General features: G+C 73.0%; 24 protein-coding genes and 1 pseudogene. 11 read left to right on the forward strand and 14 right to left on the reverse strand.

Translation table 11 applies throughout. From position 1 onward, the window contains the following. Window positions 1–77 precede the first annotated feature (77 nt). Both ACF07B_RS01445 and ACF07B_RS01450 read right to left on the reverse strand, forming a co-directional pair. Window positions 78–1,349, reverse strand: a complete 1,272-nt coding sequence (locus tag ACF07B_RS01445; RefSeq protein ID WP_392177348.1) for an NAD(P)/FAD-dependent oxidoreductase — start codon at window positions 1,347–1,349, stop codon at window positions 78–80. Beyond that, window positions 1,349–2,698: an ATP-grasp domain-containing protein gene (locus tag ACF07B_RS01450; RefSeq protein WP_392177349.1), complete on the reverse strand. Its 1,350-nt coding sequence runs from the start codon at window positions 2,696–2,698 to the stop codon at window positions 1,349–1,351. Before ACF07B_RS01450 ends, ACF07B_RS01445 begins: the two co-directional genes overlap by 1 nt. A gap of 166 nt (window positions 2,699–2,864) precedes the next feature. Here ACF07B_RS01450 and ACF07B_RS01455 point away from each other — a divergent pair. Then, window positions 2,865–4,154 (forward strand): annotated as a pseudogene (locus tag ACF07B_RS01455) (glycosyl hydrolase); the annotation flags it as partial. A 562-nt stretch (window positions 4,155–4,716) separates the two neighbouring features. On the opposite strand, the gene ACF07B_RS01460 reads toward ACF07B_RS01455, so the two are convergent. From ACF07B_RS01460 to ACF07B_RS01500, 9 genes are all read right to left on the reverse strand, one after another. Continuing rightward, complete coding sequence (locus tag ACF07B_RS01460) at window positions 4,717–5,793, reverse strand: GNAT family N-acetyltransferase (RefSeq protein WP_392177941.1); 1,077 nt, start codon at window positions 5,791–5,793, stop codon at window positions 4,717–4,719. 50 nt (window positions 5,794–5,843) lie between these two features. Continuing rightward, the gene (locus tag ACF07B_RS01465) at window positions 5,844–6,500 is read right to left on the reverse strand and encodes a lipopolysaccharide biosynthesis protein (protein ID WP_369483492.1); all 657 of its coding nucleotides are present in this window, start codon (window positions 6,498–6,500) and stop codon (window positions 5,844–5,846) included. Window positions 6,501–6,516: 16 nt separating this feature from the next. After that, complete coding sequence (locus ACF07B_RS01470; protein WP_392177350.1) at window positions 6,517–7,629, reverse strand: glycosyltransferase; 1,113 nt, start codon at window positions 7,627–7,629, stop codon at window positions 6,517–6,519. Next, on the reverse strand, window positions 7,626–8,390 hold the full coding sequence (locus ACF07B_RS01475) for a polysaccharide deacetylase family protein (RefSeq protein ID WP_392177351.1): 765 nt from the start codon (window positions 8,388–8,390) through the stop codon (window positions 7,626–7,628). Before ACF07B_RS01475 ends, ACF07B_RS01470 begins: the two co-directional genes overlap by 4 nt. Then, entirely contained in the window at window positions 8,374–10,071 is a 1,698-nt protein-coding gene (gene murJ / locus ACF07B_RS01480; protein WP_392177352.1) for a murein biosynthesis integral membrane protein MurJ, read from the reverse strand. Before murJ ends, ACF07B_RS01475 begins: the two co-directional genes overlap by 17 nt. Before the next feature lie 377 nt (window positions 10,072–10,448). After that, window positions 10,449–11,840, reverse strand: coding sequence for an O-antigen ligase family protein (locus ACF07B_RS01485; RefSeq protein ID WP_392177353.1), 1,392 nt, complete (start codon window positions 11,838–11,840; stop codon window positions 10,449–10,451). Between the two features lie 4 nt (window positions 11,841–11,844). Continuing rightward, window positions 11,845–13,281, reverse strand: a complete 1,437-nt coding sequence (locus tag ACF07B_RS01490) for an exopolysaccharide biosynthesis polyprenyl glycosylphosphotransferase (RefSeq protein WP_392177354.1) — start codon at window positions 13,279–13,281, stop codon at window positions 11,845–11,847. After that, window positions 13,278–14,477: a glycosyltransferase family 4 protein gene (locus ACF07B_RS01495; RefSeq protein ID WP_392177355.1), complete on the reverse strand. Its 1,200-nt coding sequence runs from the start codon at window positions 14,475–14,477 to the stop codon at window positions 13,278–13,280. The genes ACF07B_RS01490 and ACF07B_RS01495 overlap by 4 nt, the downstream gene beginning before the upstream one ends. Before the next feature lie 40 nt (window positions 14,478–14,517). Continuing rightward, window positions 14,518–15,672 carry a DUF3344 domain-containing protein gene (locus tag ACF07B_RS01500; protein WP_392177356.1) on the reverse strand — a complete coding sequence of 385 codons (1,155 nt, stop codon included), beginning with the start codon at window positions 15,670–15,672 and terminating at the stop codon, window positions 14,518–14,520. A gap of 322 nt (window positions 15,673–15,994) precedes the next feature. On the opposite strand from ACF07B_RS01500, the gene chpG reads away from it, so the two are divergent. The 8 genes from chpG to ACF07B_RS01540 all read left to right on the forward strand — a co-directional run bounded on the left by chpG (window position 15,995) and on the right by ACF07B_RS01540 (window position 20,558). After that, window positions 15,995–16,234 carry a chaplin ChpG gene (gene chpG, locus ACF07B_RS01505; RefSeq protein ID WP_369483499.1) on the forward strand — a complete coding sequence of 80 codons (240 nt, stop codon included), beginning with the start codon at window positions 15,995–15,997 and terminating at the stop codon, window positions 16,232–16,234. A gap of 241 nt (window positions 16,235–16,475) precedes the next feature. Further along, entirely contained in the window at window positions 16,476–16,778 is a 303-nt protein-coding gene (locus ACF07B_RS01510) for a hypothetical protein (RefSeq protein ID WP_392177357.1), read from the forward strand. Between the two features lie 86 nt (window positions 16,779–16,864). Beyond that, a complete protein-coding gene (locus tag ACF07B_RS01515; protein WP_392177358.1) occupies window positions 16,865–17,104 on the forward strand; it encodes a chaplin in 240 nt (79 codons plus the stop codon). Between the two features lie 165 nt (window positions 17,105–17,269). Further along, window positions 17,270–17,767 carry a DUF5949 family protein gene (locus ACF07B_RS01520; RefSeq protein WP_369483501.1) on the forward strand — a complete coding sequence of 166 codons (498 nt, stop codon included), beginning with the start codon at window positions 17,270–17,272 and terminating at the stop codon, window positions 17,765–17,767. Continuing rightward, complete coding sequence (locus tag ACF07B_RS01525) at window positions 17,767–18,393, forward strand: vitamin K epoxide reductase family protein (protein WP_392177359.1); 627 nt, start codon at window positions 17,767–17,769, stop codon at window positions 18,391–18,393. Before ACF07B_RS01520 ends, ACF07B_RS01525 begins: the two co-directional genes overlap by 1 nt. 119 nt (window positions 18,394–18,512) lie before the next feature. Further along, complete coding sequence (locus tag ACF07B_RS01530; protein ID WP_392177360.1) at window positions 18,513–19,031, forward strand: hypothetical protein; 519 nt, start codon at window positions 18,513–18,515, stop codon at window positions 19,029–19,031. A 104-nt stretch (window positions 19,032–19,135) separates the two neighbouring features. Continuing rightward, window positions 19,136–19,708: a tyrosinase family oxidase copper chaperone gene (locus ACF07B_RS01535; protein ID WP_392177361.1), complete on the forward strand. Its 573-nt coding sequence runs from the start codon at window positions 19,136–19,138 to the stop codon at window positions 19,706–19,708. Further along, window positions 19,692–20,558 carry a tyrosinase family protein gene (locus ACF07B_RS01540; RefSeq protein WP_392177362.1) on the forward strand — a complete coding sequence of 289 codons (867 nt, stop codon included), beginning with the start codon at window positions 19,692–19,694 and terminating at the stop codon, window positions 20,556–20,558. The genes ACF07B_RS01535 and ACF07B_RS01540 overlap by 17 nt, the downstream gene beginning before the upstream one ends. A gap of 130 nt (window positions 20,559–20,688) precedes the next feature. Here the strand turns inward: ACF07B_RS01540 and ACF07B_RS01545 are convergent, their stop codons facing one another. After that, window positions 20,689–21,006 (reverse strand): chaplin, encoded by a 318-nt coding sequence (locus tag ACF07B_RS01545; protein ID WP_392177363.1) that lies wholly within the window; start codon window positions 21,004–21,006, stop codon window positions 20,689–20,691. Window positions 21,007–21,229: 223 nt separating this feature from the next. Beyond that, complete coding sequence (locus tag ACF07B_RS01550) at window positions 21,230–22,189, reverse strand: D-2-hydroxyacid dehydrogenase family protein (protein WP_392177364.1); 960 nt, start codon at window positions 22,187–22,189, stop codon at window positions 21,230–21,232. A 129-nt stretch (window positions 22,190–22,318) separates the two neighbouring features. On the opposite strand from ACF07B_RS01550, the gene ACF07B_RS01555 reads away from it, so the two are divergent. Together ACF07B_RS01555 and ACF07B_RS01560 are read left to right on the forward strand one after the other, a co-directional pair. Continuing rightward, entirely contained in the window at window positions 22,319–22,906 is a 588-nt protein-coding gene (locus tag ACF07B_RS01555) for a hypothetical protein (RefSeq protein WP_392177365.1), read from the forward strand. Window positions 22,907–22,937: 31 nt separating this feature from the next. Then, window positions 22,938–23,696: a YcnI family protein gene (locus ACF07B_RS01560; RefSeq protein ID WP_384238183.1), complete on the forward strand. Its 759-nt coding sequence runs from the start codon at window positions 22,938–22,940 to the stop codon at window positions 23,694–23,696. A 123-nt stretch (window positions 23,697–23,819) separates the two neighbouring features. On the opposite strand, the gene ACF07B_RS01565 is transcribed toward ACF07B_RS01560, so the two are convergent. After that, window positions 23,820–25,226: a Cys-Gln thioester bond-forming surface protein gene (locus ACF07B_RS01565; RefSeq protein ID WP_392177366.1), complete on the reverse strand. Its 1,407-nt coding sequence runs from the start codon at window positions 25,224–25,226 to the stop codon at window positions 23,820–23,822. Window positions 25,227–25,279 lie beyond the last annotated feature (53 nt).

Here is a 25,279-nt window from a genome sequence, read left to right on the forward strand (position 1 = left end):
CCGGCGGGCGGCCGGACCCGGTTCGCACACCCGACCGGCGGGCGGCCGGAGCCGGTCCGATCGCTGCGCGGCCGGTGTCAGAGCCCGGCGCTGAGCCCCCGGTCCGATCCCCGCCGACGGCCCTCCCCGGGCGCCGGGATCCGGCCGCGGCCCGTGCCCGTGCGCAGCCGTCGCCGCACACCGCGCACCAGCGTGCCCGCCGTGAAGCCGGCGCCGTGCACGAAGCGCATGGCCGGGCCGAAGGCCGAGGCGGTGATCAGACCCGCCATGAACAGTCCCGGCACCGACGACTCGAAGTCCCGGCCGACCTCCGGGGAACCGTCCGGCAGAACCGCCAGACCCGCGCGCAGCTCGTCGTCCAGCAGGCCGAGCCGCTCGCGCCGGGCCCTGAACCCCGTGGCCGCGATGACGTGGTCGGTCTCCAGACGGGTCGGCGTGCCGTCCCGGTCCACCGCTTCGAGCCGTACACCGGTGCCCGAGCCGTGGGCCGACGTGACCTCGTGCCCCAGCATCAGCTCCACCGCCCCTTCCACCCGATCGCGGACCCACCAGGCACCCGCGGGGCCCAGCGCGGAGGCCGTGATCCGTACCCGCGTGGGTTCCGGGAGCCTGCGGAAGAGGCCGGGGCGCTCGGCGTAGAACCAGTTGCGCCACCCGCAGCCCAGGCCGGTGTGCGGCGCGCGGGCGGACCGCCACCACGGCCGCTCCCAGTCGGGCGGCACGTCGTTCCAGGACAGCCCGTCGGCGCGGGCCAGGACCCTTGTCCGGGTGCCCTGTTCGGTGAGCAGGGCCGCCGTCTCCAGGGCGGCCTGGCCGCCGCCGATCACCGTCACGTCCCGCCCTCGGAAGCGGGAGAGGTCACCGTGGTGACTGCTGTGCGACACCCGCTCCGGCCCGAGGCCGCTCAGCGCGGACGGCATCTCGACGAAGGGCATCACGCCGATGGCCAGGGCGACCGCGCGGGCGCGCAGCACCTCGCCGTCGGCGGTCAGGACCTCGAAGCCCCCCGAGCACACCCCTACGCGGGTGACCGTGCGTTCGTCGACGTCGGGCACGGCGTTGCGGGCGAACCACAGGCCGTACGAGGCGAACAGCTCGACCGGGACCGGCTCGCCGTGCCGGGCCGCGACACCCCGGCCCGCGCAGTACGTCTCCAGGCGCCGGCGGCCCTCGGGGTCGGAGAGGCTGGACGCCCAGGGCTCCGACTTCAGGAACATGCCGCGGGGCATGTGGTCACGCCAGGACGCCATGGGGCGGCCGAGGACGCGCAGGCTCAGCCCGGCCGCCGCCGCGTGGGACGCGATGGACAGGCCGTAGGGGCCGGCTCCCACCACCAGGAGGTCGTACATCAGCGTCTGCTCGCTTTCTCGTCGTCGGCAAGGGCGCGGGCGGGGGAGCCCGCCTGCGGGTCGGCCGGGCGGACGGACGCCGGAGCCGGCATCCAGAGGGCCTTTGCCGTCGCCGTCCCGGGAGCGGCGACGGCTATTGCGGTCGTGCTCGCCGGGACGGCCGGTGCGCGCAGCAGACGGCCGACGCGCTGCGCCAGACGCAGCGTCACATGGCGGGCCCACAGACCCCACAGCGCGCGTCCGGGCGCGCGGTCGTCCGGCGCGTGCCAGGCCAGTTCGCGCTGCGGGCCGCCCCGGCGCAGAGCCGTGAGCGGGGCGTAGTTCTCCACCACGAACGCACGGCCCGGCACGGGTGCCGGGGCGGGCAGGGGACGGCGGGTCAGATCGAGGTGCAGGGCGCGGACGACGTCCAGGCCCGACCCGTCCTCGAAGAGCCGGAACTGGGCGCCGGGGCGGGGGTTGAAGTCCAGCAGGTGGTAGTGGCCCGTCGTGTCGTCCCTACGGAAGTCGAGGTCGAGGACACCGCGGTAGCCGAGGGCCCGGACGAGTTGCCCGACGAGGTCCTGGAGCCGCGGGTTGGGCGTCCAGCGGCCCACGGTCGTCAGCCCCGCGCCGCGCGGCCAGGCGTGGTGCTTGCGGCCCGCGCCGCCGCCGTGGGTCACCCCGGCCCCGTCGACGTACCCGTGGAAGAACCAGTCGCGGTCGGGCCCCGGCGGCAGGTAGGCCTGGAACAGCAGCGGACTGCCCGCTTCCGCGGTGCGCAGATACAGAGCCCGCGCCTCCCGCGCGGAGCGGACCACCACCGTGCTGCGCAGACCCCTCCCGGCCGGGATCAGCCAGGGCCGGCTCCACTTGGCCACCAGCGGCAGCCCCAGTTGCCAGGCCGCGGCGGCCGCCTGCTCCGGGCTGTGCGGCATCAGGGTCACGGGATGCGGAACACCCAGACTCTCGCAGAGGGCGGCCAGTTCGGCCTTGTCGGCGACGCGCTCGGCGAGAGCGCGGGGCTGGCGCGGCAGCAGGAACCCGGAGGCGAGCTCCTCGCCCAGGCCGTTCACCGCGAGGGCGCTCACGTCATCCAACGGGACCAGTACGGCGGGCCGGGAAACCCGGGCGGCCACTTGGCGCAACACCTCGGCGATGTCCGCGAGCGACGAACCGGGTGGGGGCGGAGGGTGCGTCTCGCTCACAAAGCGCGATCTGCGGACGGGACTTCCCTGGCAATCCGCGACCAGGTGCACCTCCACACCGGCTCTGCCGAGTGAGCGCACGGCTCCCAGCGTTCCGTGGTGAAAGGGATTCCGGTCGATGCGCAGCAGCACGGCGGGAACTCGGCTGTCGAGATTCTGCACGGGCTCTCCTTCGGAATCGAGAGGGCACGGAGACCGGGCGGGTCACCCGTGGGAGTGATCATCAAAACGGGAGACCGAAAGCACGGTTGGCTGAATACGCATTCATGTGACTGAGTGTCAGTCATCGGAAAGGGAAATCCGAGAATCAAGAGGGAGAGGAGCAGGCATGGCCCCACAGCGGCAGCGGCAGCGACCCCGGAGCGGAAGGCTGGCGTTCATCGCGGCCGGCATCGTCACGTCGGTCGCCCTCGCGTCCGGTCCGGCGTACGCCGTGGGCGGCGGGGCGGTGCGGGTAGGCGACCCACCGGCTCCGACACCCACGACGGCGGAACCACCCCGGAACGCCTCGGTCCGTGGTGGCGGCCCGGCCGCGATGTCGGCCCCGGTGCCCACCGGCACGCCGAGCCCGGCCGCCGGCGGACCCACGGCACCCGGCAGGGACGGCGTGAAGCCCGCCCGGCCGGGCGCGGCCGGGCTGCCCGCCTTCGGCGCCTACCTCGACTTCGGCCCCCAGGGCGTCGCCCGTATCGAGCAGCTCAGCCGGTGGCTGGGCGGCACCGAACTGCGGGTCGGCCACACGTATCTGCCCGGCGACCTCTGGAGCAACATCGAGGGCGCGCCCGGATTCCTGGACGCCTGGGCGGACTGGCGCCGCCGCCAGGACGACCGGATGCTCGTCCTCAACGTCCCCATGATGGAGCGCAACGAGGAAGGCTTCTCCGACGGCCAGGTCCGCCGGCTGCTGCGCGAGGCCGGGACCGGAGCCTTCGACCACCATTTCCGCGCGCTCGCCGAGCGGCTCGTCGAGCTGAAGGTGCCCGACACCGTCATCGTGCTCGGCTGGGAGATGAACGGCATCACGTACACCCATCGCTGCGGTCCCGACCCGGAGGCCTGGAAGACGTACTGGAACAGAATCGTCACCACCATGCGGTCGGTGCCGGGACAGAGATTCCGGTTCGATTTCACGCCGAACCGCGGCCGGGACGCCATTCCCTGGACCGAGTGCTATCCCGGCGACGACACGGTCGACATCATCGGTATGGACGCGTACGACCAGCCGTCGGGACTTTCGTTCGACGAGCAGGTGAAGGAGCCGTACGGGCTTCAGGAACAGGTGGATTTCGCCAAGGCCCACGGCAAGTCCATTTCCTATCCCGAGTGGGGCCTTTATCGCAACGGCGACAACGCGTCGTACATGAAGGACATGCTCGCGTGGATCGACGAGCACAAGCCGCTGTACAACACGCTCACCGACTACTGCCCGCACGGTGTGTGGCAGTGCCAGGACAACCCGTCGGCGGCCGAGGCCTACCGGGCCGCGCTGTCCCACGTCGCCGATCCGCCGCCCACGGCTCCGGCACCGACCCCGGCGTCCGAGCCGGCGTCGACGCCGACACCCGCGGCGCCCTCCACGCCTGTACCGGCTTCGACTCCGGCGACCGAGCCCGCCTCCACGCCGAAGCCGGTTCCGACACCGGTCAAGACGCCGACGCCGAAGCCGGTTCCGACACCGGTGAAGACCCCGGTGTCCGAGCCGGCGTCGACACCGGTCCCGACGCCGAAGCCGGTCCCGACGCCGGTCAAGACGCCGACGGCCGAGCCGGTCCCGACACCGGTCAAGACACCGACGGCCGAGCCGACACCGACCCCGGTCAAGACGCCGGTCTCGGAGCCGGTCTCCACGCCGACCGTGACGCCGAAGCCGGTCCCGACACCGACGCCGAAGCCGGTTCCCACGCCGGTCAAGACGCCGGTGGCCGAGCCGACCCCGACGCCGGTCAAGACGCCGGTGTCGGAGCCGGTCTCCACACCGACCCCGACCCCGCCCCCGGCGCGCGAGCCCGTCCCGCACGCGACACCGGACCAGGCCGCCTGCGCTCCGCTGGAGCTCGGTGACTGGGTGGAGTACTGGCTCGGCGGGAAGCCGTGCGTGCGTGTCGACTGGACGCCGGACGAGTGGTGGTCCGGCGACTGGTGGCCGAGCGGCTGGTGACCCCCGGGTGGCGGCGGGTCGGTCAGGGCCTGCCGCCACCGCGTTCCTTCCAGCTCCGCAGCAGTTCCTTGCCCCGTCGGCGCGCGGCGACGTCACAGACGACCGCCGACATCAGCGGCGCCGTACGCCGACGGGCCAGGAGCAGCCGTTGGTTGACGACCGGGTCCGGGCGCCAGTGATGCTTGTACGGTTCGTCGCCGCGCAGCAGGCTCAGCGTCCCGCGGTCGCCGCCCTCGGTGTGCCGGGAGCAGGCGTCGAGCAGTATCACCGCCACGTCCGCCTTGCGTTCGCGCAACTGCGGATGGGCGCCGTACAGGTAGCCGCCCGCCAGGCGCCGGGACAGCAGCGTGAGGTCCACGGCCATCACGGTGCCGTCGAGCCGGAACTCGGTGACCACGGCGTCCCCGGTCCGCACCATCGGGCGCACCGAGCGGACCAGATGCTCCGAGAACCGTTCATGGAGGTGCTCGGACGTCACCTTCCGGCCCTCCCACTGCAACCGGTGCAGTTCGAGCAGCCGGCCGAGGGCCACGTCCACCTCGTCGGGGCCCACCATCCGCTGTTCGACCCCGAGCGCGGTGAGTTTGCGCAGCTTGGCCCGGACGCGCTGGGCCTTGGACGAGGGGAGGCGGCCGACCAGCTCGTCCATCGAGGTGGCCGGGAGCTCCAGGCACAGGGAGTCCCCGACCTGGCGGCGCGGTCCGCGCCAGTGCTCGTAGACCCGCTCCATCGCCCCGCCGGGGCGGACCTCGCGGAAGTCGATCAGCGCGGTGCGGGCCGCGGCCGACAGCCCCTCGGCGAGCAGGCCCGCCGCGCGGTCGGCGTGCTCGTCGTCGAGGAGCACGTCCGCGTAGTCGGAGATCGGTCCGCCGAGCGGCACGAGCATCGGCAGCCGTCGCCGGGCCCGCATCAGCGGCGCGACCGCGAGCAGTTCACCGTCCTCGCGCACGACCACCAGACGCAGGCGCCCCGGCGTGCCGTACGAGAGCCACCAGGAGTGCAGCCAGGCGTGGCTCTGGAACGCGGTGGCCGCGCCGCACCGGCGGTACAGCCGCCCCCACGCCCCCGCCAGTTCGGCGAACTCCCGCTCCTCGGTGATGAGTTCGGCCCGTGCGGTGCTCCGAACGCCGGCCCGGAGCGTGGTCGCGCTCACCGCTGGCCGTGCACATCGGCGGCGGTGGCCGGGCTCGGCACCGAGGCCGGGCGGACCGTGTCGGCGGCCCGCCGGGGACGGACCAGCAGCACGAGGCCGCCGAGGAGGCCGCCCGCGCTCGCGCCGACCAGGCCCGTCACCGTCGGGGAAGGGGAGGACGCCGAAGTCGGCTTCACCGCGCGGGAGAACGACAGGAGCTGGACGTGGGTGCTCTTCTGGCTCGCGTTGGCGTGCTGGGTGAGGGAGCGGGTGACCGCGTTGGCCATGTCGGCGGCCCGGTCGGGGCGAGTGGACGTGGCGGAGACGGCGACCATCGGCGCGTCCGGGGAGGTCGCCGTCCGCACGTCGGCCTCCAGCGTCTTCACCGGCACACCGGCCCACACCTGCGCGTCCCCGAGCACCGCGAGCTGCGTGGCGACCCGGCCGTAGGCCTGGGCGAAGCCGAGCGCGGCGGACGGGTCCCCCTTGTCCGTCGGAACGGCGATGACGTAGCTCGTGGCCGTGTAGGCCGGCGGCTTCACCACGCCGTACGCGCCGCCGAGCACGCCGCCGAACACGGCCGTGGCCGCGAGCAGCGACCAGGCCGGCATGGTTCTCGCCCGGGAAAGGGCCGAACCCGAGGAGCGGTGGCCCCTGGTGAGGTTTTCGGACATGTGGAATTCACTCCAGTCAGGTGCGGGAGACGGCGGCCGCGTACACGTCCATGAGCTGTGCGGCGCTGCGAGTGATGCAGTAGTGGTGGGCCGCCTCCGGGGCCGAGCGGGGGGCGGGTCCCTCGGCCCGGACGCCGGCCAGCGCGCGGGCGAAGGAGTCCGCACCGCCGCCGACCCGGGTGGCGCCGCGCGCCGCCCCGGGCGGCAGGTCCTCGACGGCCGGGCAGGAGACGTACAGCACCGGCAGTCCGGCCGCGAGCGCCTCCACGACGGCCAGCCCGAACGCCTCCTCGGGGCTGGGCGAGGCGAGGACGTCCATGGCCCCCAGCAGGGACGGCAGATCAGCCCCGGGAGAGCCGCCCGCGGGGCGCTCGCCGGCGAACAGCACCCGGTCCGCGACCCCGGCGTCGTGCGCCGCGCGCCGCAGCGCGGTCTCCTCCATGCCACCGCCGACGAGCAGCAGCCGGCAGTCGTCGGGCAGCCCTGCCAGCGCGCCGATCAGGACGTCGAACCGCTTGCCCGGCGCGAGCCGGCCGACGCCGCCGATGACGTACGCGTCCTGCGGGAGCCCGAGCCGGCGGCGGGTGCGTTCGCGCAGACCCGGGTCGAAGCGCAGGCGGGCGATGTCGACGCCGTTCGGCACGACCTCGATGCGCGGCGCGGGCACACCCCAGCGGCGCAGCCGTTCGGCGACCGTGGGCGAGACGGCGACGGTGGAGGTGCCGAGCCGCTCGCTGGCCAGATACAGGGCGCGTACGCCCGGACCGAGCCGGCGGCCCTCCATCTGTGAGTCGCCGAGCGAGTGCTCGGTGGCGACGACTCCTTTGACCCCGGCCAGCCGGGCGGCGAGCCTTCCGTACACGCAGGCCCGGTAGAGGTGGGTGTGCACGAGGTCGTAGCGGCCCGCGCGGATCACCTTCACCAGGCGGGGGAGCGCGGCGAGGTCGCGGTTGCCGGACATGCCGAGATGGATCACGCGTACGCCGTCGGCGGCGAGCCCCTCGGCGACGGTGCCCGGATTCGTCAGCGTCACGACGTCGCAGGGGACGGGCAGGTGCCGCAGCAGCAGCCGCAGTTGCTGCTCGGCGCCACCGACACCGAGGCCGGTGATGATGTGCAGCACCTTCACCGGCCCGCCTCCACGGGACGCCGGCGCAGCCGGTGAAGGCGGTGCTTCAGGAACAGGCGTACGGAGGTGTCGTTCTCGCCGATGTGCACTCGGGGGAGGGCGTGCGGGCCGGTCAGCGGGCCGGGGTCGATCGCGCAGCCGTAGCCGTATCCGGCGTCACGCACGGCGTCGACGACCCGGCGGTCGACGGTCCCGTACGGATAGCAGAAGCCGTCGACGTGAGCACCGATCAGGTCCGAGAGCACCGCTCTGCTCTCAGCGACCTCGGCGCGCAGCACGGCGTCGTCTGCCTTCGTCAGGTCGACGTGGGTGAGTCCGTGCGAGCCGACCTCCATGCCCTCGGACGCGGCGGTGAGCCGGATGCCCTGCTTGCCCAGCAGCGGCTTGCGTGGGCCCAGCGGATCCCAGGCGTTCTCGCCGTCGAGCCGGCCGGGCAGCACGAACAGGGTGGCGCCGAATCCGTGGCGCCGCAGGAGGGGGAGCGCGGTCTCGACGAAGTCGGCGTACCCGTCGTCGAAGGTCAGGCCCACCAGGTCCTGGCCCTGGCCGCGGGCGCGGGCCGCGAGCAGGTCCGCGACGCACACCCCGCGCAGACCGCGCCGGCGCAGCCAGCCGAGCTGCCGGCCGAGGCGGTCGGGGGAGACCGTGACGCGGTACGGGTCGTCGGAACAGTCTCCGACGGAGTGGTACATCGCCACCCAGGGCGGCGCGTCGAGGGAGCTCGTACCGGTACGTCTGCTGCTGTCAGCGGAAACGGGCATACGGAACCCTTCGTGTGACGGAACGGAGTGCGGAGGCGAACCCCTCGACCCGGAAGGCCCAGGCCAGCAGGGCGAAGACGACGGTCACGACCGTGCAGCCGACGACGAGTCCGAGCAGCGGGGAATCCACGGCGCCCGCGCACAGGGCACCGGTCACCGCCGCGGTCAGGGCGGCCCGCAGCGGTTTGCCGATCTCGGCCACCACCGCGCGGGTGCGGATCGGCACACTGCGCGGCCCCATCCCGTGCAGCAGGAGCACGGCGGTGAGGGTGATGCCGGCCGCGTTGGCCGCGGCGATCCCGCAGACCCCCCACGGGCCGACGGCCAAGGCCCCGGCCCAGCCGGTCGCGACGATCCCGGCGGTCATCGCGAACAGCGGGTACCAGGTCGGCCGCCCCGAGCAGAAGTACGAGCGCACGAGCGCGCCGACCAGGGTGTGGCCCAGCAGTCCGAGGGCGTACACCCGCATGACCGCCGCCGTCGCCGCCGTGTCCCGCTCGGTGAACGCGCCGCGCTGAAAGAGCAGCTGGATGATCTGCGGGGCGCACGCCACGACCACCGCCGTGCCGAGGAGCACCGTGCAGGCGACGAGTGTCAGATCGCGCTCCACCCGGTCGCGGGCCCGCTCGGTGTCGCCCTCGGCGATGGCCTGCGCGACCACGGGGAAGGTGACCGTGCAGAGCATCAGCGAGAGCACCATCGGCATCTGGGCCACTTTCTGGGCGTAGTTCAGATGCGAGATGGCCCCGGCGGGCAGCGAGGAGGCGAGGAAGCGCTCGATGAGGACCTGGGACTGCCGGCACAGCGCGAAGAGCAGGACCGTACCGATGAGGGTCAGGTTCATGGGGCGGGCCGGCTCACCGTCCAGGGACCCGGTCGCCTCTCGCCCGCGCCGCAGCTGCCGCCACAGCGACGGTGCCTGCGCCATCACCATGAGCGCGCCGCCGACCGCGACACCGAGGGCCGCCGACCGTACGCCCCAGCGCGCGCCGAGGACGAACATCACCCCGATGATCCCGGTGTTGTACGCCATGTAGATCGCCGCCGGTGCCACGAAGCGCCGGTGCGCCCGCAGGGCCGCGCTGCAGTACCCGGCGAGCCCGAAGGAGAACACACAGGTCGCGGTCAGCCGGGTGCAGTCCACCGCGAGCCGGGGGTCGGGCAGGCCGGGCGCGAGCGCCTCGACCAGGTACGGCGCCCCCGCGACGAGCAGCGCGCCGAAGGCCGCGAAGGCGAACGTCAGCCGGGGCAGGGTGGCGGCGACCAGGGCGCGTACGGGATCACCGGCGGCTCCCCGGGCCCGCCGCGTCACGGCCACGCTGAACGCCGGGATCAGCACGAAGGCCAGCCCGTCCTCGATCAGCAGCGTCGCCGCGAACTCCGGCACCGTCCACGCGACGAGGAAGGCGTCCGTGTCCGACCCGGCCCCGAACAGATGCGCCAGCGCCTGGTCCCGGCCGAGGCCCAGCAGGGCTCCGGCGATCGAGAGGGCGATGGTGACGAGAGCGGCCTTGGCGAGGAACCGGTTGGAGGCGGCCTCGGGCTGATCCGCCTCCTTCCGGCCCTTGCGGCCCTTCGGGGAACCGGGGGTCTTCACGGCGGCGGACGCGGGCGGCGGGCCGCCGGGCGCGCCACAGGCACGGGCGGGCGGCAACGGGAAGGCGGCCCCGACCCCGCTCACCCCGCCGGCACCCGCCCCCGACCCTGCACTCGCCCCCGCGCCGGCATCCACCCCTGACCGGGCATCCGCCGCCGACGGGGCACCCACACCCGCCTGCGACCGGGCAGCCGCCCTTGACCGGGCACGCGACTTCGACCTGGCGCCCGCCTTCGACGCGGCACCCACCCCCGACGCGGCACCCACCCCCGACTCGGCACTCGCTTCGGTCTCCGTGCTCATCCCCGCGCCCCCCACACCCATACCGCCCCTCGCACCCGTCCCCGTGCCGGTTCCCGTGCCCGTGTCCGGACCGGTTCGCGTACCCGTGTCCTTCGATCCGCCCGTCTCGAAGTCCGCGGTGGTGTCCGGGCCTTCCCCCGCCCTGGGCGGCGTCACCGTCATCGCGCCGCGGCCTGTTCCCGTGCGGCGGCGGGCGTGGCCGACGGATCCATCAGGGCCCACCAGCCGATGACGCCGAAGACGACGGCCGTCAGGACCGTGGAGGGGCCGCCGATGTCCGCGTACACGAAGTCGACGAGCTGCCAGACGAGCAGCCCGCAGGCGACGAGCGCGCAGTCCGTGCCGTGCGGGGTGGGACCCGCCGTCGCGAGGCCGGGTGCCGTGGCCTGCCGTGCCGTGCGGCGTACGCGGACGAGTCCGCGCAGCGAACACACCAGCAGCGCCAGCCAGCTGCCCACCAGGGCGAGCAGTCCGACGAGACCCTGCTCGCTGAGCACGAGGAGATACATGTTGTGCGGCGAGAGGAGCGCCTGCTTGTGATAGGCGGCGCCCGCGCCCGCGATGTCGCTGCCCGAGGAGAGCGCGAGCGAGGCGTGACCGTCCCGGTACTCGGGGAAGCCCTTCAGTCCGACGCCCGTCAGGGGGTGTTCGCGCCACATGTCGGTGGCCGCCGCCCACATCGTGTACCGGTCGGTCACCGACTGGTCCGGCGCGTCGGTGACCTGCGTGATGCTGGTGACGCGCTCCTGGAGCATCGCGCTGCCGAGGCCCAGCCCGCCCACCAGGATCATCCCGGCCGCGGCCAGCGCGGCGACCGCCTTGACCGCGCGCCGCGGCCCCGCCAGCACGAGCTGCGCGCCGCAGGCCACGGCCGTGGCGATCCACGCGCCCCGGCTGAACGACAGCGCGAGCGGCGGCAGCAGGGCCAGCGCGCACAGCACGGCGACCGAGCGCTGCCGTGCCTCACCGGCTCCCAGGGCCAGCGCCACCGCGCACACCAGCCCGAACGCGACCACCGTCGCCATGCCCATCACGTCGGTCGGCCCGAAGGTGCCGACCGCCCGGACGTCCTCGCCCTGGTAGGAGGCGCCGGTCCCGGTGACGTACTGCCGTACCCCGACCGCCCCCTGCCACAGCGCCAGGGCGACGAACGACCAGGCCAGCAGCCGGAGGTCGCGCCGGTCGCGGACGAGCAGCAGGACCGCGGCCGGCACCAGCACGAAGACCTGGAGATACCGGGTGAGCCCGGTGATCCCCGCGCCCGGGTCCGCCGCCCCGGCCGCCGCGACCGAGATGCCGACCACGGGGAGACCGAGAACGAGGGCGGCGGTCGCGGACAGCGGGCGCCGGCGGGTCCGTACGAGCTGGATCACGCAGCAGAGCACCACGAGACCGGACATGGCGTCCGCGATGTTCGCGCCGCCCTCGCCGCTCGGCGCGATCGGCAGCCCGAGCAGCGCGATCACCGCGACGACGGGCAGCACCGGCAGCGCGCGCCGCAGGGCGGCGGTCGCGGTGTCCAGGGGAGTGACGGGCAGGGCCTGGCTCACCGGGTCAGCTCCCCGTCGGGCGCACGAGCGCCGCGGCCGTGCGCAGCAGGATGCAGATGTCCTGCCACATCGACCAGTTGTCGATGTACGCGTTGTCGAACCGGCACCGGTCCTCGATCGAGGTGTCGCCGCGCAGCCCGTGCACCTGGGCGAGTCCGGTGATGCCGGTCTGCATCCGGTGACGGGCCGCGTAGCCGGGGTAGGTCTGGCTGAACTGGGCCACGAAGTAGGGCCGTTCGGGACGCGGTCCGACCAGGCTCATGTCGCCCCACAGGACGTTCAGGAGCTGGAGCAGCTCATCGAGCGAGGTGCGTCGGAGGAAGTGGCAGAAGCGGCTCATCTCCTGCTCGCCCGCCACGCTCCAGCGGGTCGCGGCCTCGTGCGCGTCGACCGGGCGATGGGTGCGGAACTTCAGCAGCGTGAACGGCCGTCCGTCCTTGCCGATGCGCTCCTGCCGGAACACCACACCGGGTCCGTCGGTGAGCCGCAGGACGGCCGCGAACACCAGCAGCAGCGGACTGACCAGCAGCAGCAGCGCGCCGGAGACGGCGACATCGAGGAACCGCTTCCCGAACGCGGCGCGCCGGGCGCCGATCGACAGGGGGCGGCAGGCGAAGCCCGCCAGCGTGTGCCGGCCCGGACGGTCGTACGACGGGGAGTCCGGGTCGACCTCCCACAGCTCGCAGCCCGCGAGGGCCAGCGCCCGCAGCATCGGCCCGTGCCTGACCGGCGGCTCCACCACCAGCGCGGCCCGCACCCCGTTCTGGATGAGCGCCCGCTGCACCTCCTCGCCGGTGGTGAGCACCGGCAGCCCTTCAGGGCCGGTCTGCCGGTCGGCGACGACACCGACCGGCCGTACCCCGCAGTTCGGGTGGCGCAGGAAGGCCGCGGCCACCCGCTGCGCGGTCGCGGCGGGACCGATCACCAGGGCGGCCCCGGGGTGCAGCGCGAGGGCCCGGCGACGCCGCCAGTGGACGGTGCCGCGTCCGGCGCAGCTGATCACCGACTGCGCGGCGCAGCCCAGGGCCAGCGTCCGGGCCGTCAGCGCCTCGTCCGGGGCGAACGCGGCGAACACGGCGGCCAGGGCGCACCAGGTGACCGCGATCCGCGCGCAGACGGCGGGCAGTTCGTCGAGCAGGGCGGGCAGCGGCGCCGGCCGGTACAGGGACGCCCGCGTGTTCAGCAGGATGACGACGAGCAGCAGCGCGAGGACGGACAGGGGGTGGCGCTGGATCTCCGTGAGCGTCTGTCCGGCCGTCAGCGCCGCGACGGCGTCCACGGCGGCCAGCGGCAGCCAGGAGACGCGCCGGACCGTCTTCCGCTGTCCGGCGGGGAACCTGAAACCCCCGTCGCTCCCGCGTGACGACATGACCGAGACGGGTGAGAATCCGTGCTCCCGGGGCTGTCCGCCGGGGGAGGGAACGCTGCTTTCCGCAGTCACGAGTGGATGGACTCCCTGCACTCGGTGTGGTCCGCGCACAGGACGCTTCCGGCGTGCGGCGGCTGTCGGCCGGCCAGCAGTTCGCGGTACACCCCCGCGACGGCGTCCGCCGTGAGGCGCACGTCGTGCGTGGTCAGTACGTGGCGGCGCCCCTGGTGGCCGAGCGACGCGCGCAGCGGGGGATCGGCCAGCAGCGCGCCGATCGCCTCCGCCAGCGGCGCCGGTTCCGGCGCGGTCACCAGACAGCGGCTGTCGTGCCCCGGCGGCAGGCTCTCGCGGGCGCCGTCCACGTCCGTCATGACGACCGGACGCCCGCAGGCCATGGCCTCCAGCGGGGCCAGCGCCATGCCTTCCCAGCGGGACGGCAGCACCACCAGATCGGCGGCCTGGTACCAGGGCACCGCGTCGGCGGCGGTCCCGGCGAACAGCACGTCACGCGGTGCCGCGGCGCGCAGCCGTGCCGCGTCCGGTCCGTCCCCGACGAGCACGAGCCGCGCCGTGGGCACCCGCCGCAGCACCGCGGGCCACGCGTCGAGGAGGATGTCCTGCCCCTTCTGCCGGCACAGCCGTCCCACGCACACCACCAGGGGAGCGGCCGGACCGACCCCCGCGAGCAGCGGCATTCCGGCGCGTACGGTGTCCGCGGCGGCGGGGTGGAATCGCCCGGGGTCGACGCCGTTGGGGATCACCCTCCAGGGGGCGCGCACCCCTGCTCGTACGCCGGTCGCGCGCTCCGCCTCGCTGACGCACACCACCAGGGACGCCCAGCGCGCCCCCCACCGCTCCCAGCGCAGCGCGAGCGCCGCGGCGGCACCGTCGACGGCCTCGAACGACCAGGCGTGCGGCTGGAACACCGTCGGCACCCGTCCACGCAGCGCGAGCCGGGCCGCGAGCCCCGCCTTCGCGCTGTGCGCGTGCACCACGTCGGGCCGCACCCGCGCCAGGACCCGGCCGAGCCGCCGTACCTCCTGAGCGAGCTGCGGCCCCGGCGCCCGCGTCGCGTGCCAGGGGCGTACGTCCGCGCCGAGCGCCCGCACGTCCCGGGTGAAGGCGTTGCCGTCCGGGCAGGCGACGGTGACCCGCGTCCCGGCGGCGATCTGGGCACCGACGAGGTCGGTGACCACGCGGGCGACACCGCCGTCGACCGGCTGCGTGACATGAAGGACCCGCGGCGGAGGGTCTGAGGGCAGATGCATGCGCGGTTCCTTGCTCACGGGCGGCGCGCCGGGGCACGCGTCACTGCTTCGCGTCGACGGCGGCGAACAGTGCTCCGATCCAGGCCGCGTCCCGCTGCGAAACGATCCGGAAGGCCAACTGGTCACCCCCGCCGCGGATCCCCTTGCCAAGTTCGAGGACGTCCGAGTCGTAACCGAGGGTGTTCGCGTACGAGGGCACCCGTCTCGGGGCACCGGCTCCGGGCCCGCTGATGCTGGAATTCAGCACGTCGTCGCGGGGGTTGGCCGAGTCGCCCAGCGCCGTCGGCGTACCGCGGCCCGTGGAGACGGACAGCGCGTCGCCCCCGCGTCCGCGGTCGCCGTTGTACGCGACCATGCCCACCCGGCCCCGTGGGTGTGCGGGGAGCCTGAGCCGGTCCAGCCGGACCACCCGCTCCTCGCCGGGGCCGAGCGTCCCGAAGCCGTCCCACAGGGCCAGATGCCGGAGCGGCTCCGACTTCCTCTCGTACGCCACCATCAGCGTCCAGCCACCCCACGCCCCCGCGGCGGACCGGCCCCTCGCCACATTGACCTGCGCCACGGTGTAGAGACCCGAACCGCTCGCCCGCACCAGCCGGGTGACGTCCGCCGAGGCCTGGAACGCGTCGGCCCCGCGGGCCACCCGGTGCCCGACCGCACGGTCCGCGCGCAGATCCTTGTACGCGCCGCCGGGTTCGGCGATCAGCACCCGCCCGTTGTCCCCCGGCGGCTTCTGCTCGCCGGCCCGGAGGTTGCCGCCCCAGTACAGCCGTGCGTACGTGACCCGCGCGCCCCGGGGCAGACGGACCTCCGCGCGGCTGGAGTTGTAGGTGTTCGGGTCCTGGTCGACGTCGATGTAGGCCATGTCGAAGTCGCCGTTCGCGGCCGGAGCGCCCCGGCGTGCCGCGAGGCACGTGGGGGCCGTGGCGCGGGACATGCCGGCTGTTCTCACCGAGCCGTGGGGCAGCGCGGCCCTCGCCGAACCGCGGCAACTGATCGAGGAGTTGGCGGCCCGGACGATTCCACCGTGCTGGAGCGCGTGGTACCGCTGCGTGAACGGGAGCGTCTGTGCCCGCGCGGCGGGCGGTCTGTCGGCGGGCGGCTCCGCGGACGCGGGGACGCCGGGCGCCCAGAAGGTGGCGAGGGCGGAGCCGCCCACGATCGCACGGCGCAGCAGCAGGCCCGGGGAAGTACGCATGACCGGCGGTGCCCTTTCGGGGAAAGGTTCTGGACGAGAGGACGGGCGGAAATCCGAGAATCGGATGAATCAGGCATGTGCGCGTCGGCTCCCCGCGAGCCCCCGGCGCCCCTGGACGCCTGCTTCCAGTCGTCCTCGGAGCGCCTGACTCTAGCTGGTGTCCGCCTTTGTCATCGAAAGCTGTGATGTGTGTCGGAATCGTCAACTCCGGCTGTCCGGGACATCACCCCTTTGGAGCCGCAACCCGCGTGAGCCTCACGCGTTGCACCAGAGCCGGGTATCCCGCCCGGATGTTGTGTCGATTTCCAAGGAGCACTTCCCCATGTCGCGTATCGCGAAGGGCCTGGCCCTGACTTCCGTTGCCGCCGCCGCCGTGGCCGGCACCGCCGGCATCGCCGCCGCCGACAGCGGCGCGCACGGCGCGGCCGCCCACTCCCCGGGCGTCCTGTCGGGCAACGTCCTGCAGGTTCCCGTTCACGTCCCGGTCAACGTCTGCGGCAACACCGTGAACGTCATCGCCCTGCTGAACCCCGCGTTCGGGAACACCTGCGTCAACGGCTGACGTCAGCGCGGACCCTTCTGGCCGGCCGTCCTCCCGAAACGGAGGGCGGCCGGTCCGCGTTGCCGCCCACGGCGCCGGCCGTTCACGCGAAGGCCCGGCCAGGCCGGTGCCGCCCGGCGCGCCCCGGCTCCCTGGGGCCAGGAATTCTCCGCACACGGAGTTTCCGTCGCGTTCGGGGCTCGTTAGGCAGCGCACAGAGGAATTCCCTCCGGTGACATCCGTCGCCGAAGAAAGGAACACGATGAAGTCCCTCAAGGCCGCCGCTGTCGTCGCCGGGTCCCTGGTCGTCGCCGGTGCCGCCGCGCCCGCGTTCGCCGCCGGAGCCTCCGACCTCGCGCCCTCCAGCCTCAACGGCGCCCTGGAGACCCTCACCAGCCAGCGTTCGATCAGCGCGCAGGACGCTCTTCCTCTCCAGCACCAGTCGAACGCGCTCGACACCGAGAACAAGGGCTCCGCGCTGAACGGCGTGAACAGCGCGGCCAAGACGCTCAACTCGAAGGCCTCCCCCGCGCAGCTCCTCGGCGGACTTCCCCTTCAGGGTTAGTCGTCTCCCTTGCGTGCGTGTCTTTCCGCAATGCCCGCGGGCATTTCCCTAGGCTCTGGAGAAAATCTCCGATGAAAGGGCTCACAATGAACACTGCCAAGAAGGCCGCTCTTATTTTCGCCACCGCCGGAATGGCCGCGGGTGCCGCCGCCGGGAGTGCCATCGCGGACTCCGGAGCCGAGGGCGTCGCGGCCAATTCCCCGGGTGTCCTCTCGGGCAATGTCGTCCAGGTTCCCGTACACGTTCCGGTCAATGTCTGCGGCAACACCGTGAACGTCATCGGTCTGCTGAACCCGGCGTTCGGCAACACCTGCCTCAACGGCTGACATCCCACGGCCGAAGTGGTGCGAAGGGCCGATTCCCCCGATGCGGAATCGGTCCTTCGCGCTGTTCGAGCCGCGTACCTCGTTCGTGTGGTCACACTCCCCGGCATCCCCCGGTCGGGTGATATCGGGTCAGAACCCGAACGGACGCATCGATAAGGTTCCGCGGTGACCTCAACATCAAGCGAAAAGCGCTCACTTCGGAGCGCCGATCTCGGCACGCTCGCCGTCATGGCATTCAGCGGGGAAGCCCCCGACGGCGACATGCCCTATCTCCTCGCCTACTCGCTGGGAGACGGCGACGGTGGCCCCGAGGGCTCCGCCGCGGCCATCCGGCAACTGCTGATCGACAACGGACTGCCCGTGGGCGACAAGCTCATCGACGGATCCCGGCAGCCGAGCCTGCCGCTCACCCTGCTCGTCGAGGCCGGCCAGGCCGTCGTCAGCATGCCGTACCTCAATGCCCAGTGTGTGGCACCGCCGGAGTGGCTCGAGGCGGTCGGGGAACGCGGCTACGCCTACTTCCTGTTCGCCACCCGTGCCTGGCCCGTCGCCCAGCCCGGCAAGCCCGTCGCGCCCGAGGACCTGACGGCCTTCGCGGGCGACGAGGAGACTCTGCTCAGCGCGTCCCACGTGCTGCTGCCCGCGCGCAGGCTGCGCGGCTGATGCCGGCCGCCGCGGGATCGGTGGCGGGCGGCGGCGGTCCCCGCGGCCACACCGCGGGCAGCGGCCGTGCCCTGGCCGTACTGCTGGTGATCACCGGGGCGGCCGGTCTCCTCGCCGCGTGGGTCATCACGATCGACAAGTTCAAGCTGCTGGAGAACCCGAACTTCGTTCCTGGGTGCAGCCTGAACCCGGTGGTCTCGTGCGGCAGCGTCATGAAGAGCGAGCAGGCGTCCGCCTTCGGGTTCCCCAACCCGATGCTTGGCCTGGTGACGTACAGCGTGGTGATCTGTGTCGGCGTGAGTCTGCTGGCCGGTGCGCGATTCCCGCGGTGGTACTGGCTGACCTTCGACGCGGGCATGCTGTTCGGCGTCGGATTCTGCAGCTGGCTCCAGTTCCAGTCGTTCTACCGGATCAACGCACTGTGTCTGTGGTGCTGTCTGGCGTGGGCCGCCACGATCATCATGTTCTGGTATGTCACCTCCTTCACCGTGCGGAACGCGTTTCTGCCCGCCCCGAAATGGCTGAAGGTATTTCTCGCAGAGTTCACCTGGGTCGTTCCGGTGCTGCACATCGGCGTCATCGGAATGCTGATCCTCACCCGCTGGTGGGATTTCTGGACGAGCTGAGATCTCCCTATCGGACGACTAATGAGTCCGTCGGGGGAAACTTGCGCTGATGACGTTCCCGGAATCGTTACGTGATACGGACGCCGAGCCCCCGAATCCTGAAAGGGACCGTACCTGAGATGAAGCCGACCACACGAGGAACTCTCGCCGCCGTCATGACCGGTGTGGCCGCGGCGGTGGGTGCCGCCGCCGCCACACCGGCCGTCGCGGCTGCCACGGTTCCCATCCCGGTGCCGTTGAACGGGGTCGAGCAGTCCCTCGGCCTGAAGGCGCCCGAGGTCGCGGGTGAACTGCCGTTGCCCCTGCCGGGCCGGCCGGAGGGACCGCGGTACGCCGAGGGCCGGATGATCCCCGCCGGGGCCGTGCCGCAGGTGCCGCTCAGCGGCGGACTTCCCGGCGCGGACGTCCGTACGCCTCTCCCGCACGTCCTCGACGGCGGATTCGAGCACCTCGGGCTCTCCGCGCCGGCGGCCGGTCTGCGGACACTGACCCCAGGAGCGGACCTGGACAGCCCGCTCGGCGCACCGGACCCCGCGCGCCTCGGTCTTCCCGGACTGAAGGAGCCGCAGGCCGCGGTGCTCGCACCGCTGGTGAGGACCACCCCGACGGCGAACCTGGAGATGGGCTCCGGCGCCTAGGCGTTCCGTCCGGCGGAGCGGGCCCGGAGGTCCGGCCGGGCGCGCTCCGCCGTCGGCCTTCCCGAAACCGAACGACACAGCGTGAATTCGCCGAGGAGAGAAGCATGTTCGCCAGCTGGATGCCGGGCAGAGTATCGAGACGCGGGCGGGGCGGCCGGGTGCCGGACGCCCCGGGGCGCGGCCGCGGGACGGAACGCGTGGCGGGCGGGCTGGCGCTGACCCGGCGCGGCGCGATGCGCGGCCTGCTCGTGTCGGCCGTCGGCGCCGCGCTGGCCCCCGTCGTCGCGGCCTCACGGCCGCCGCGCCACCGCCCCCGGGACATCTCCTTCGACGAGGTGTACCGCGGCCGGCACATCCTCGGCACGCAGAGCCGCTCGGACGGCAGGGCCGCGTTCGCGGGCGTCGAGTGGCAGGTCACGGTGGACGGCCGGCCGCTCCATCTGATGCGCCGCGCCGACGGCAGCTACCTCAGCATGGTGGACCACTACGAGTCCTATCCGACACCGCTGGCGGCGGTCCGCGCGGCCGTCGACCAACTGGGCCCGGCCGAGCAGCTCAGGGGCATGGGCGGCATGGGCGCCGGGAACGGCGGAGCGGGCGACGTGGGCGGGCGCGGGACCGGCACGGGGAAGAACGGTACGGAGGGGAGCGGCCACCACCATGGTGTACACCCGTAAGAACGTCAGTACGCTCACGAGCGCGGAGCGGCGCCGTTTCGTCACCGCGATGCTGGAGCTCAAACGCCGCGGAGAATACGACGAGTTCGTCCGCAGACACATCGACTACTACGTCTCCGACGGCGAAGGCGGGCTGCGCGCGGCCCACATGGCGCCCTCGTTCCTGCCCTGGCACCGGTGCTTCCTGCTGGACCTGGAGAATGCGCTCAGACGTGTGGACCCCGGTGTGAGCGTGCCGTACTGGGACTGGACGCGGGACCGCACGCCGGCCTCCGCCCCGTGGACCAAGGACCTGCTCGGCGGCGACGGGCGGCGTTCGGACCGGCAGGTCATGACCGGGCCCTTCGCCTACGCGCAGGGCCAGTGGACGATCAAGGAGGGCGTGACCGACGGCGCGTTCCTCATGCGTGAGTTCGGCCGCCCGCGCAAGCCGATCCAACTGCCCACACTGGCCTCGCTGAACGCGGCCCTGAGCGACCCCGTCTACGACACCGCACCCTTCGACTCGACGACCCGGCGCGGCTTCCGCAACCGGTTGGAGGGGTGGGGCCACGGGGTGGGGAACGCCACCTGGGAGAACCACAACCGGGTCCACCGCTGGGTCGGTGGCCACATGCTGGGCGGTGCCTCCGTCAACGATCCCGTCTTCTGGCTGCACCACGCCTTCGTCGACCTTCAGTGGTCCCGCTGGCAGATGCTGCACAGGGGTGCCCCATATCTGCCCGAGCGGCCACCGGGACCGGGCGACTCCCAGCACCGGCGTATCGTCGCGCGGCGCGAGAAGATGCCCCCGTGGGGCGTGACGCCGGAGTCGATGGAGGACCACAGCCTCATCTACCGGTACGCGTAGCCACAGCCACAGCCACAGCCACAGCCACAGCCACAGGCACAGGCACAGGCACCGGCGACGACGACGACGAGGCCCCCGGCGGTGACATCCCGCCGGGGGCCTCGCGCGTGCTGGGCTCGGTGAGTTGGGCTCAGTTGCCGTAGCCGCGGGCCTCGTGGTGCTTCTTGCTCCCGTGCTTCTTGTCGGCGTGGTGCTTCTTGACCGGGGCGTCACCGTTCACGCAGGCGTTGCCGAAGGCCGGGTTCAGCAGACCGACGACGTTGATCGTGTTGCCGCACAGGTTGACCGGGATGTGGATCGGGGCCTGGATGACGTTGCCCGACAGGACGCCGGGCGAGCCGACGGCCCCGCCGTGGGCGCCGGCGTCAGCCATGGCCATGCCGGCCCCGCTGAGGGCCACGGCACCCGTGCCCACGAGGACTGCGGCGGCCTTCGCGATGCGAGACATCACGTTCTCCTTAGATTTGATGAGTGCGATGGCTCGGACGCGACCGCACTTCCCGTTCAACGCGTCCGTCGGCACGTGGTCACGGGCGTTCCACCAGGGGATCAGTGTTCGAACAGGGTCCTGACGAGCGACTGTTCGTCCGGACCGGCGGTCGAGCGGACCGAGGAGCGGGGCGGATCGGTGGACCGAGGAGCGGGGCGGACCGGTGACCGGGTGGGCGTCGTCAGCCGAGACGGCGCAGGGGTGTGCCCGCCAGGAACGCCTGGATGTTCTCGACGGCCGCCCCGTAGTACGTCGCGTAGTTGGACCGCGACACATAGCCGAGGTGCGGGGTGGCCAGCAGGCGAGGGGCCGAGCGCAGGGGATGGCCGGCGGGCAGCGGCTCGGTGTCGAACACGTCGACGCCCGCCCCGGCGATCCGCCCCGCGTGCAGCGCGGCCAGCAGGGCGTCCTGGTCGACGATCGCCGAGCGCGAGGTGTTGACGAGGTAGGCGGTCGGCTTGAGAAGGGCCAGTTCGGCGGCGCCGACGAGCCCCCGGGTGCGGTCGCCGAGCGCGAGGTGGACGGAGACGAAGTCGCTGTCCGTCAGCAGCTCTTCCTTGGAGGCCGCGAGGTCCACCCCCACCTCCTCGGCCCGTTCCGCGGTGAGGTTCTGGCTCCACGCGCCGACCCGCATGCCGAAGGCGAGCCCGACCTGGGCCACCCGGCCGCCGATCTTGCCCAGCCCGAGCAGGCCGAGCCGCCGGCCGTGCAGATCGGCTCCGACGGTGCTCTGCCAAGGACCGCCCGCCCGCAGGGCGTTGTTCTCCGTGACGATCCCCCGTGCGAGGCCGAGCAGCAGGGCCCAGGTCAGCTCGACCGGCGGCGTCGAGGAACTCGGCGTACCGCACACGGTCACCCCGTGCGCCTCGGCGGCGGCGTAGTCGATCACCGAGTTGCGCATCCCGGAGGCGATCAGCAGCCTCAGCCGCGGCAGCCGGGCCAGCAAGGACGCCGGGAAGGGCACGCGTTCGCGCAGTGTGACGACGATGTCGAAGTCCGCCAGCGCGGCCGCCAGCGCGTCCTCGTCACCGAAGTGCCGGTCGAAACCGGTGACTTCCACGGTGTCCGCGACGGGCGACCAGTCGGCGATCCGGGTCGCGACGCTCTGATAGTCGTCCAGCACGGCACAGCGAAGACGCATGACGGGTCCCTCCCAGGCTCAGCCGGACCCTACCCGAGCGGCGGCGGGCGGAGCCGGGCGGACCACGACGGCGGACCGCGGGGGGAAGCCGCGACGGTCACTCCCGCCTCATGGCAGTATCTGGGCACTATGAATGCGTCGCCGGCGGTACGGAGTCTGCGCGCCGCGGTGTTCGCCGTGCTGTGCGTGCTGCTGGCCGCCGGGGGGCATGTGCTCGCCACCGGGCAGGCGCCGCCGCTGTGGGCGGAGGGCGCCGGACTGCTGGCCGTCCTCGCCGCCGGCTGTGCGCTCGGCGGCCGCGAACGGTCCCTGTCCGGGATAGGCGGCGCCATGCTGGTCGCGCAGGCCGGACTCCACCTCGGCTTCGAGGCCGCCCGGCCGCGCATGACGATGAACATGCACGGGATGCACATGGCACACCCGGTCGCGCACGCCCTGACCCCGCACGCCACGGCCGCGCATGTCGCCGCCGCGCTGCTGGCGACATGGTGGCTGCGGCGCGGCGAGGCCGCCCTGTGGTCCCTGCTGCGCCGGGCCGCGACGTTCGTCCCGGGGCTCGCCGCCTGGTGGAGGACGAGGACGGGACTGTCCCCGGTACGGCCGTACCGGGAGGCCGTGGGCCAGAGGCCCGCCGAGCCGTCGCCGCTCGGCCAGGCGCTGCTGCGTCACGCCGTCTCGCGCCGGGGACCGCCGGCAGGGCTCGCTCACACGCCCTGACCACGTTCCCCTTCAGTACGGAGTTCCCCGGATGTCCCCGATCAGCACCACCCTGCGCCGCACCGCCGCCGTCGCCGCCCTCGCCGCCGCCGGCGTCCTGACCACCGCGGGCGCGGCCTTCGCGCACGTGACGGTCCACCCCGAGAGCTACGCCAAGGGAGCCACGGACGGCCTCCTGAGCTTCCGTGTCCCCAACGAGGAGGACACCGCCAGCACCACCAAGGTGCAGATCTTCCTGCCCACCGACCACCCGGTCGTGGGCGTCCTCGTCACCCCGCAGGCGGGCTGGACCGCGAAGGCGACCACCGTCAAGCTGAAGAAGCCCGTCAAGACGGACGACGGCACGATCACCGACGCGGTCTCCGAGATCACCTGGACCGGCGGCCGGATCCGCCACGGCGAGTTCCAGGACTTCCAGGTCGCCTTCGGCCAGCTCCCGGACGACGTCGACCAGTTGACCTTCAAGACGCTCCAGACCTACTCGGACGGCAAGGTGGTCCGCTGGATCGAGCAGCCGCAGAAGGGTGAGGAGGAGCCGGAGAGCCCGGCTCCGGCGCTCGCCCTCACCGCCGAGGGCGCGGGAGAGGAACCGGCTTCGGCCGGGACCGGGGCCTCCGGCTCCGACTCGTCCTCGTCGTCCTCCTCCGCAGCCGCCGCCGAATCGACCGCGAGCGACAAGAGCAGCGACTCCACGGCACGTGCCCTGGGCACCGCGGGCCTGATCGTCGGTGTTCTCGGTCTGCTCGCGGCGGCCTTCGCCGTCGTACGCGTCCGGAAGACCCAGCCCTAGTCCGGTCCCGCCGCCACCCCGCGGTCCCGACGCCGCCCCTCGGGTGCTGCCGCCGCCTCGTCGACTCCGGTCGGCGGGGCGGCCGGTCCCCTCAGGCCTGGCCCCGGCTCGGCTGTCGGTCCGTCAGACCCGCGGCGGTGTCTGCTTCCTGCCGACGAAGACCACCACGCCGCCGCCGATCACGACGAGGGCGATGGCCGCGCCCGCGATGACCGGAGTCAGTCCGGAGCCGCCGGTCTCGGCGAGGTCGGTGCCCCCGCCCGTGCCTCCCACCGACGCCGGGCTCGGCTCGCTGAGGGTCTGGGCCGAGAGGTCGCCCGGACTGCCCTGGGTCTCGCAGTCCAGGACGCCCTTGAAGCGCTGCCCGTCGCCGGCCGTGGCGCCGATCGTGAAGTCGTACGCCTGGTCCTCCTGGAGCGGGATGGTGAGCGTCTCGGATATGCCCGCCTCGACGGTGTGCTCGACGCCCATCAGCTCGAACGTGAACGCCGCGTCGCCCTTGTTCGCGGCCGTGATGTCCACACCGCGCTTCGAGCAGTTCTTCTGGGCGGACAGGGCGGGTATCGCGCCCTTCGCCGCCCATTTCGCGCTCGCCGTCGCGGAGACGGTGGACTCGCTGGAGCCGGCGAGGATCTGCGTCTGGCTGCGGGTCTCCGAGGTGAAGGCGCGCCCGACCGGAACCGTCGTCGAGGCCTGCACCGTGAGGGCGGTGGAACCGTCCGCGCCGTCCTTCGGCACGTCGAAGAAGATCCGGCTCCCGTCCTTCGCGGAGGTGACCGCCCTGCCCTTCTGGTCGACGATCTTCACTCCGCCGGCGGCGATGTCCGTCGGCGGAGTCACCGTCACGCTGCCCGCGTTGGTGTGCACCGTGACCGGGCCGAGCCGCTCACCGGGGTGGCCGGACACCGCGGCGGGGGTGAGTGTCAGCGAGGCCCGCGGCTCCGCCAGGTCCCGCGCGTTCTTCTGCAGATAGTCCGCGAGCTTCTGGGCCTGCGGGTCCGCGGCGTCCACGTCGGCGCCGTCCGAGTACCGCCAGATCGCCACCTGGGTGCCCGCCGCCGCGTCCTGCTCGGTGAGACCGGTGACGCCTGCCTTCTCGGCCAGCGCCGCCAGGTCGTTCACCTGCGGATAGGAGTGCTCGAGGATCCAGCGGATCCGGCCCGCGTCCTTGTTGCCGCTCAGCGAGGTTCCGCTCCAGGAGGTCTCCTGGTATCTGGCGTCCCGCTGGGTCGGGTTGTGGAGGTCGACGCAATAGGTCTGCAGCATGCCGCCGTTCTCGACTGACATCTCGAACAGGCCGGCCGAGACCCAGGAGTCCTCGCCGTTCTCGTGGATGACCGCCGACCCGTACGTCTTCAGTTCCCCTACGGTGGCGGTCGCTCCGCCCTGGCTCTGCGGGAGCTCCTCTGCGGCGGCCGTGCCGGCTGCGGCGATCGTTCCCGTGGCGGCGAGTCCCCACACCAGGGCCGCGGCGGCGAGACGCGCTGCCCGTCGCCCGCGCGCGGACAACACCGAGAACGCAGATGACACAGAATTCCCCTTCGCGCAGGACCCTTTGACATGGGGGACGGTCCCGCCAGCAG

Source organism: Streptomyces sp. NPDC015532, from assembly GCF_043078065.1.
Taxonomy (GTDB): domain Bacteria; phylum Actinomycetota; class Actinomycetes; order Streptomycetales; family Streptomycetaceae; genus Streptomyces.

What these genes read in the sequence shown, in the direction of transcription:
- ACF07B_RS01445 (WP_392177348.1), bottom strand. Translation starts at nt 1,349, where the DNA reads ATGTACGACCTCCTGGTGGTGGGAGCCGGCCCCTACGGCCTGTCCATC.
- ACF07B_RS01465 (WP_369483492.1), bottom strand. Translation starts at nt 6,500, where the DNA reads ATGTCCGAAAACCTCACCAGGGGCCACCGCTCCTCGGGTTCGGCCCTT.
- ACF07B_RS01475 (WP_392177351.1), bottom strand. Translation starts at nt 8,390, where the DNA reads ATGCCCGTTTCCGCTGACAGCAGCAGACGTACCGGTACGAGCTCCCTC.
- ACF07B_RS01495 (WP_392177355.1), bottom strand. Translation starts at nt 14,477, where the DNA reads ATGCATCTGCCCTCAGACCCTCCGCCGCGGGTCCTTCATGTCACGCAG.
- ACF07B_RS01500 (WP_392177356.1), bottom strand. Translation starts at nt 15,672, where the DNA reads ATGCGTACTTCCCCGGGCCTGCTGCTGCGCCGTGCGATCGTGGGCGGC.
- chpG (WP_369483499.1), top strand. Translation starts at nt 15,995, where the DNA reads ATGTCGCGTATCGCGAAGGGCCTGGCCCTGACTTCCGTTGCCGCCGCC.
- ACF07B_RS01510 (WP_392177357.1), top strand. Translation starts at nt 16,476, where the DNA reads ATGAAGTCCCTCAAGGCCGCCGCTGTCGTCGCCGGGTCCCTGGTCGTC.
- ACF07B_RS01515 (WP_392177358.1), top strand. Translation starts at nt 16,865, where the DNA reads ATGAACACTGCCAAGAAGGCCGCTCTTATTTTCGCCACCGCCGGAATG.
- ACF07B_RS01525 (WP_392177359.1), top strand. Translation starts at nt 17,767, where the DNA reads ATGCCGGCCGCCGCGGGATCGGTGGCGGGCGGCGGCGGTCCCCGCGGC.
- ACF07B_RS01530 (WP_392177360.1), top strand. Translation starts at nt 18,513, where the DNA reads ATGAAGCCGACCACACGAGGAACTCTCGCCGCCGTCATGACCGGTGTG.
- ACF07B_RS01535 (WP_392177361.1), top strand. Translation starts at nt 19,136, where the DNA reads ATGTTCGCCAGCTGGATGCCGGGCAGAGTATCGAGACGCGGGCGGGGC.
- ACF07B_RS01540 (WP_392177362.1), top strand. Translation starts at nt 19,692, where the DNA reads ATGGTGTACACCCGTAAGAACGTCAGTACGCTCACGAGCGCGGAGCGG.
- ACF07B_RS01545 (WP_392177363.1), bottom strand. Translation starts at nt 21,006, where the DNA reads ATGTCTCGCATCGCGAAGGCCGCCGCAGTCCTCGTGGGCACGGGTGCC.
- ACF07B_RS01550 (WP_392177364.1), bottom strand. Translation starts at nt 22,189, where the DNA reads ATGCGTCTTCGCTGTGCCGTGCTGGACGACTATCAGAGCGTCGCGACC.
- ACF07B_RS01555 (WP_392177365.1), top strand. Translation starts at nt 22,319, where the DNA reads ATGAATGCGTCGCCGGCGGTACGGAGTCTGCGCGCCGCGGTGTTCGCC.
- ACF07B_RS01560 (WP_384238183.1), top strand. Translation starts at nt 22,938, where the DNA reads ATGTCCCCGATCAGCACCACCCTGCGCCGCACCGCCGCCGTCGCCGCC.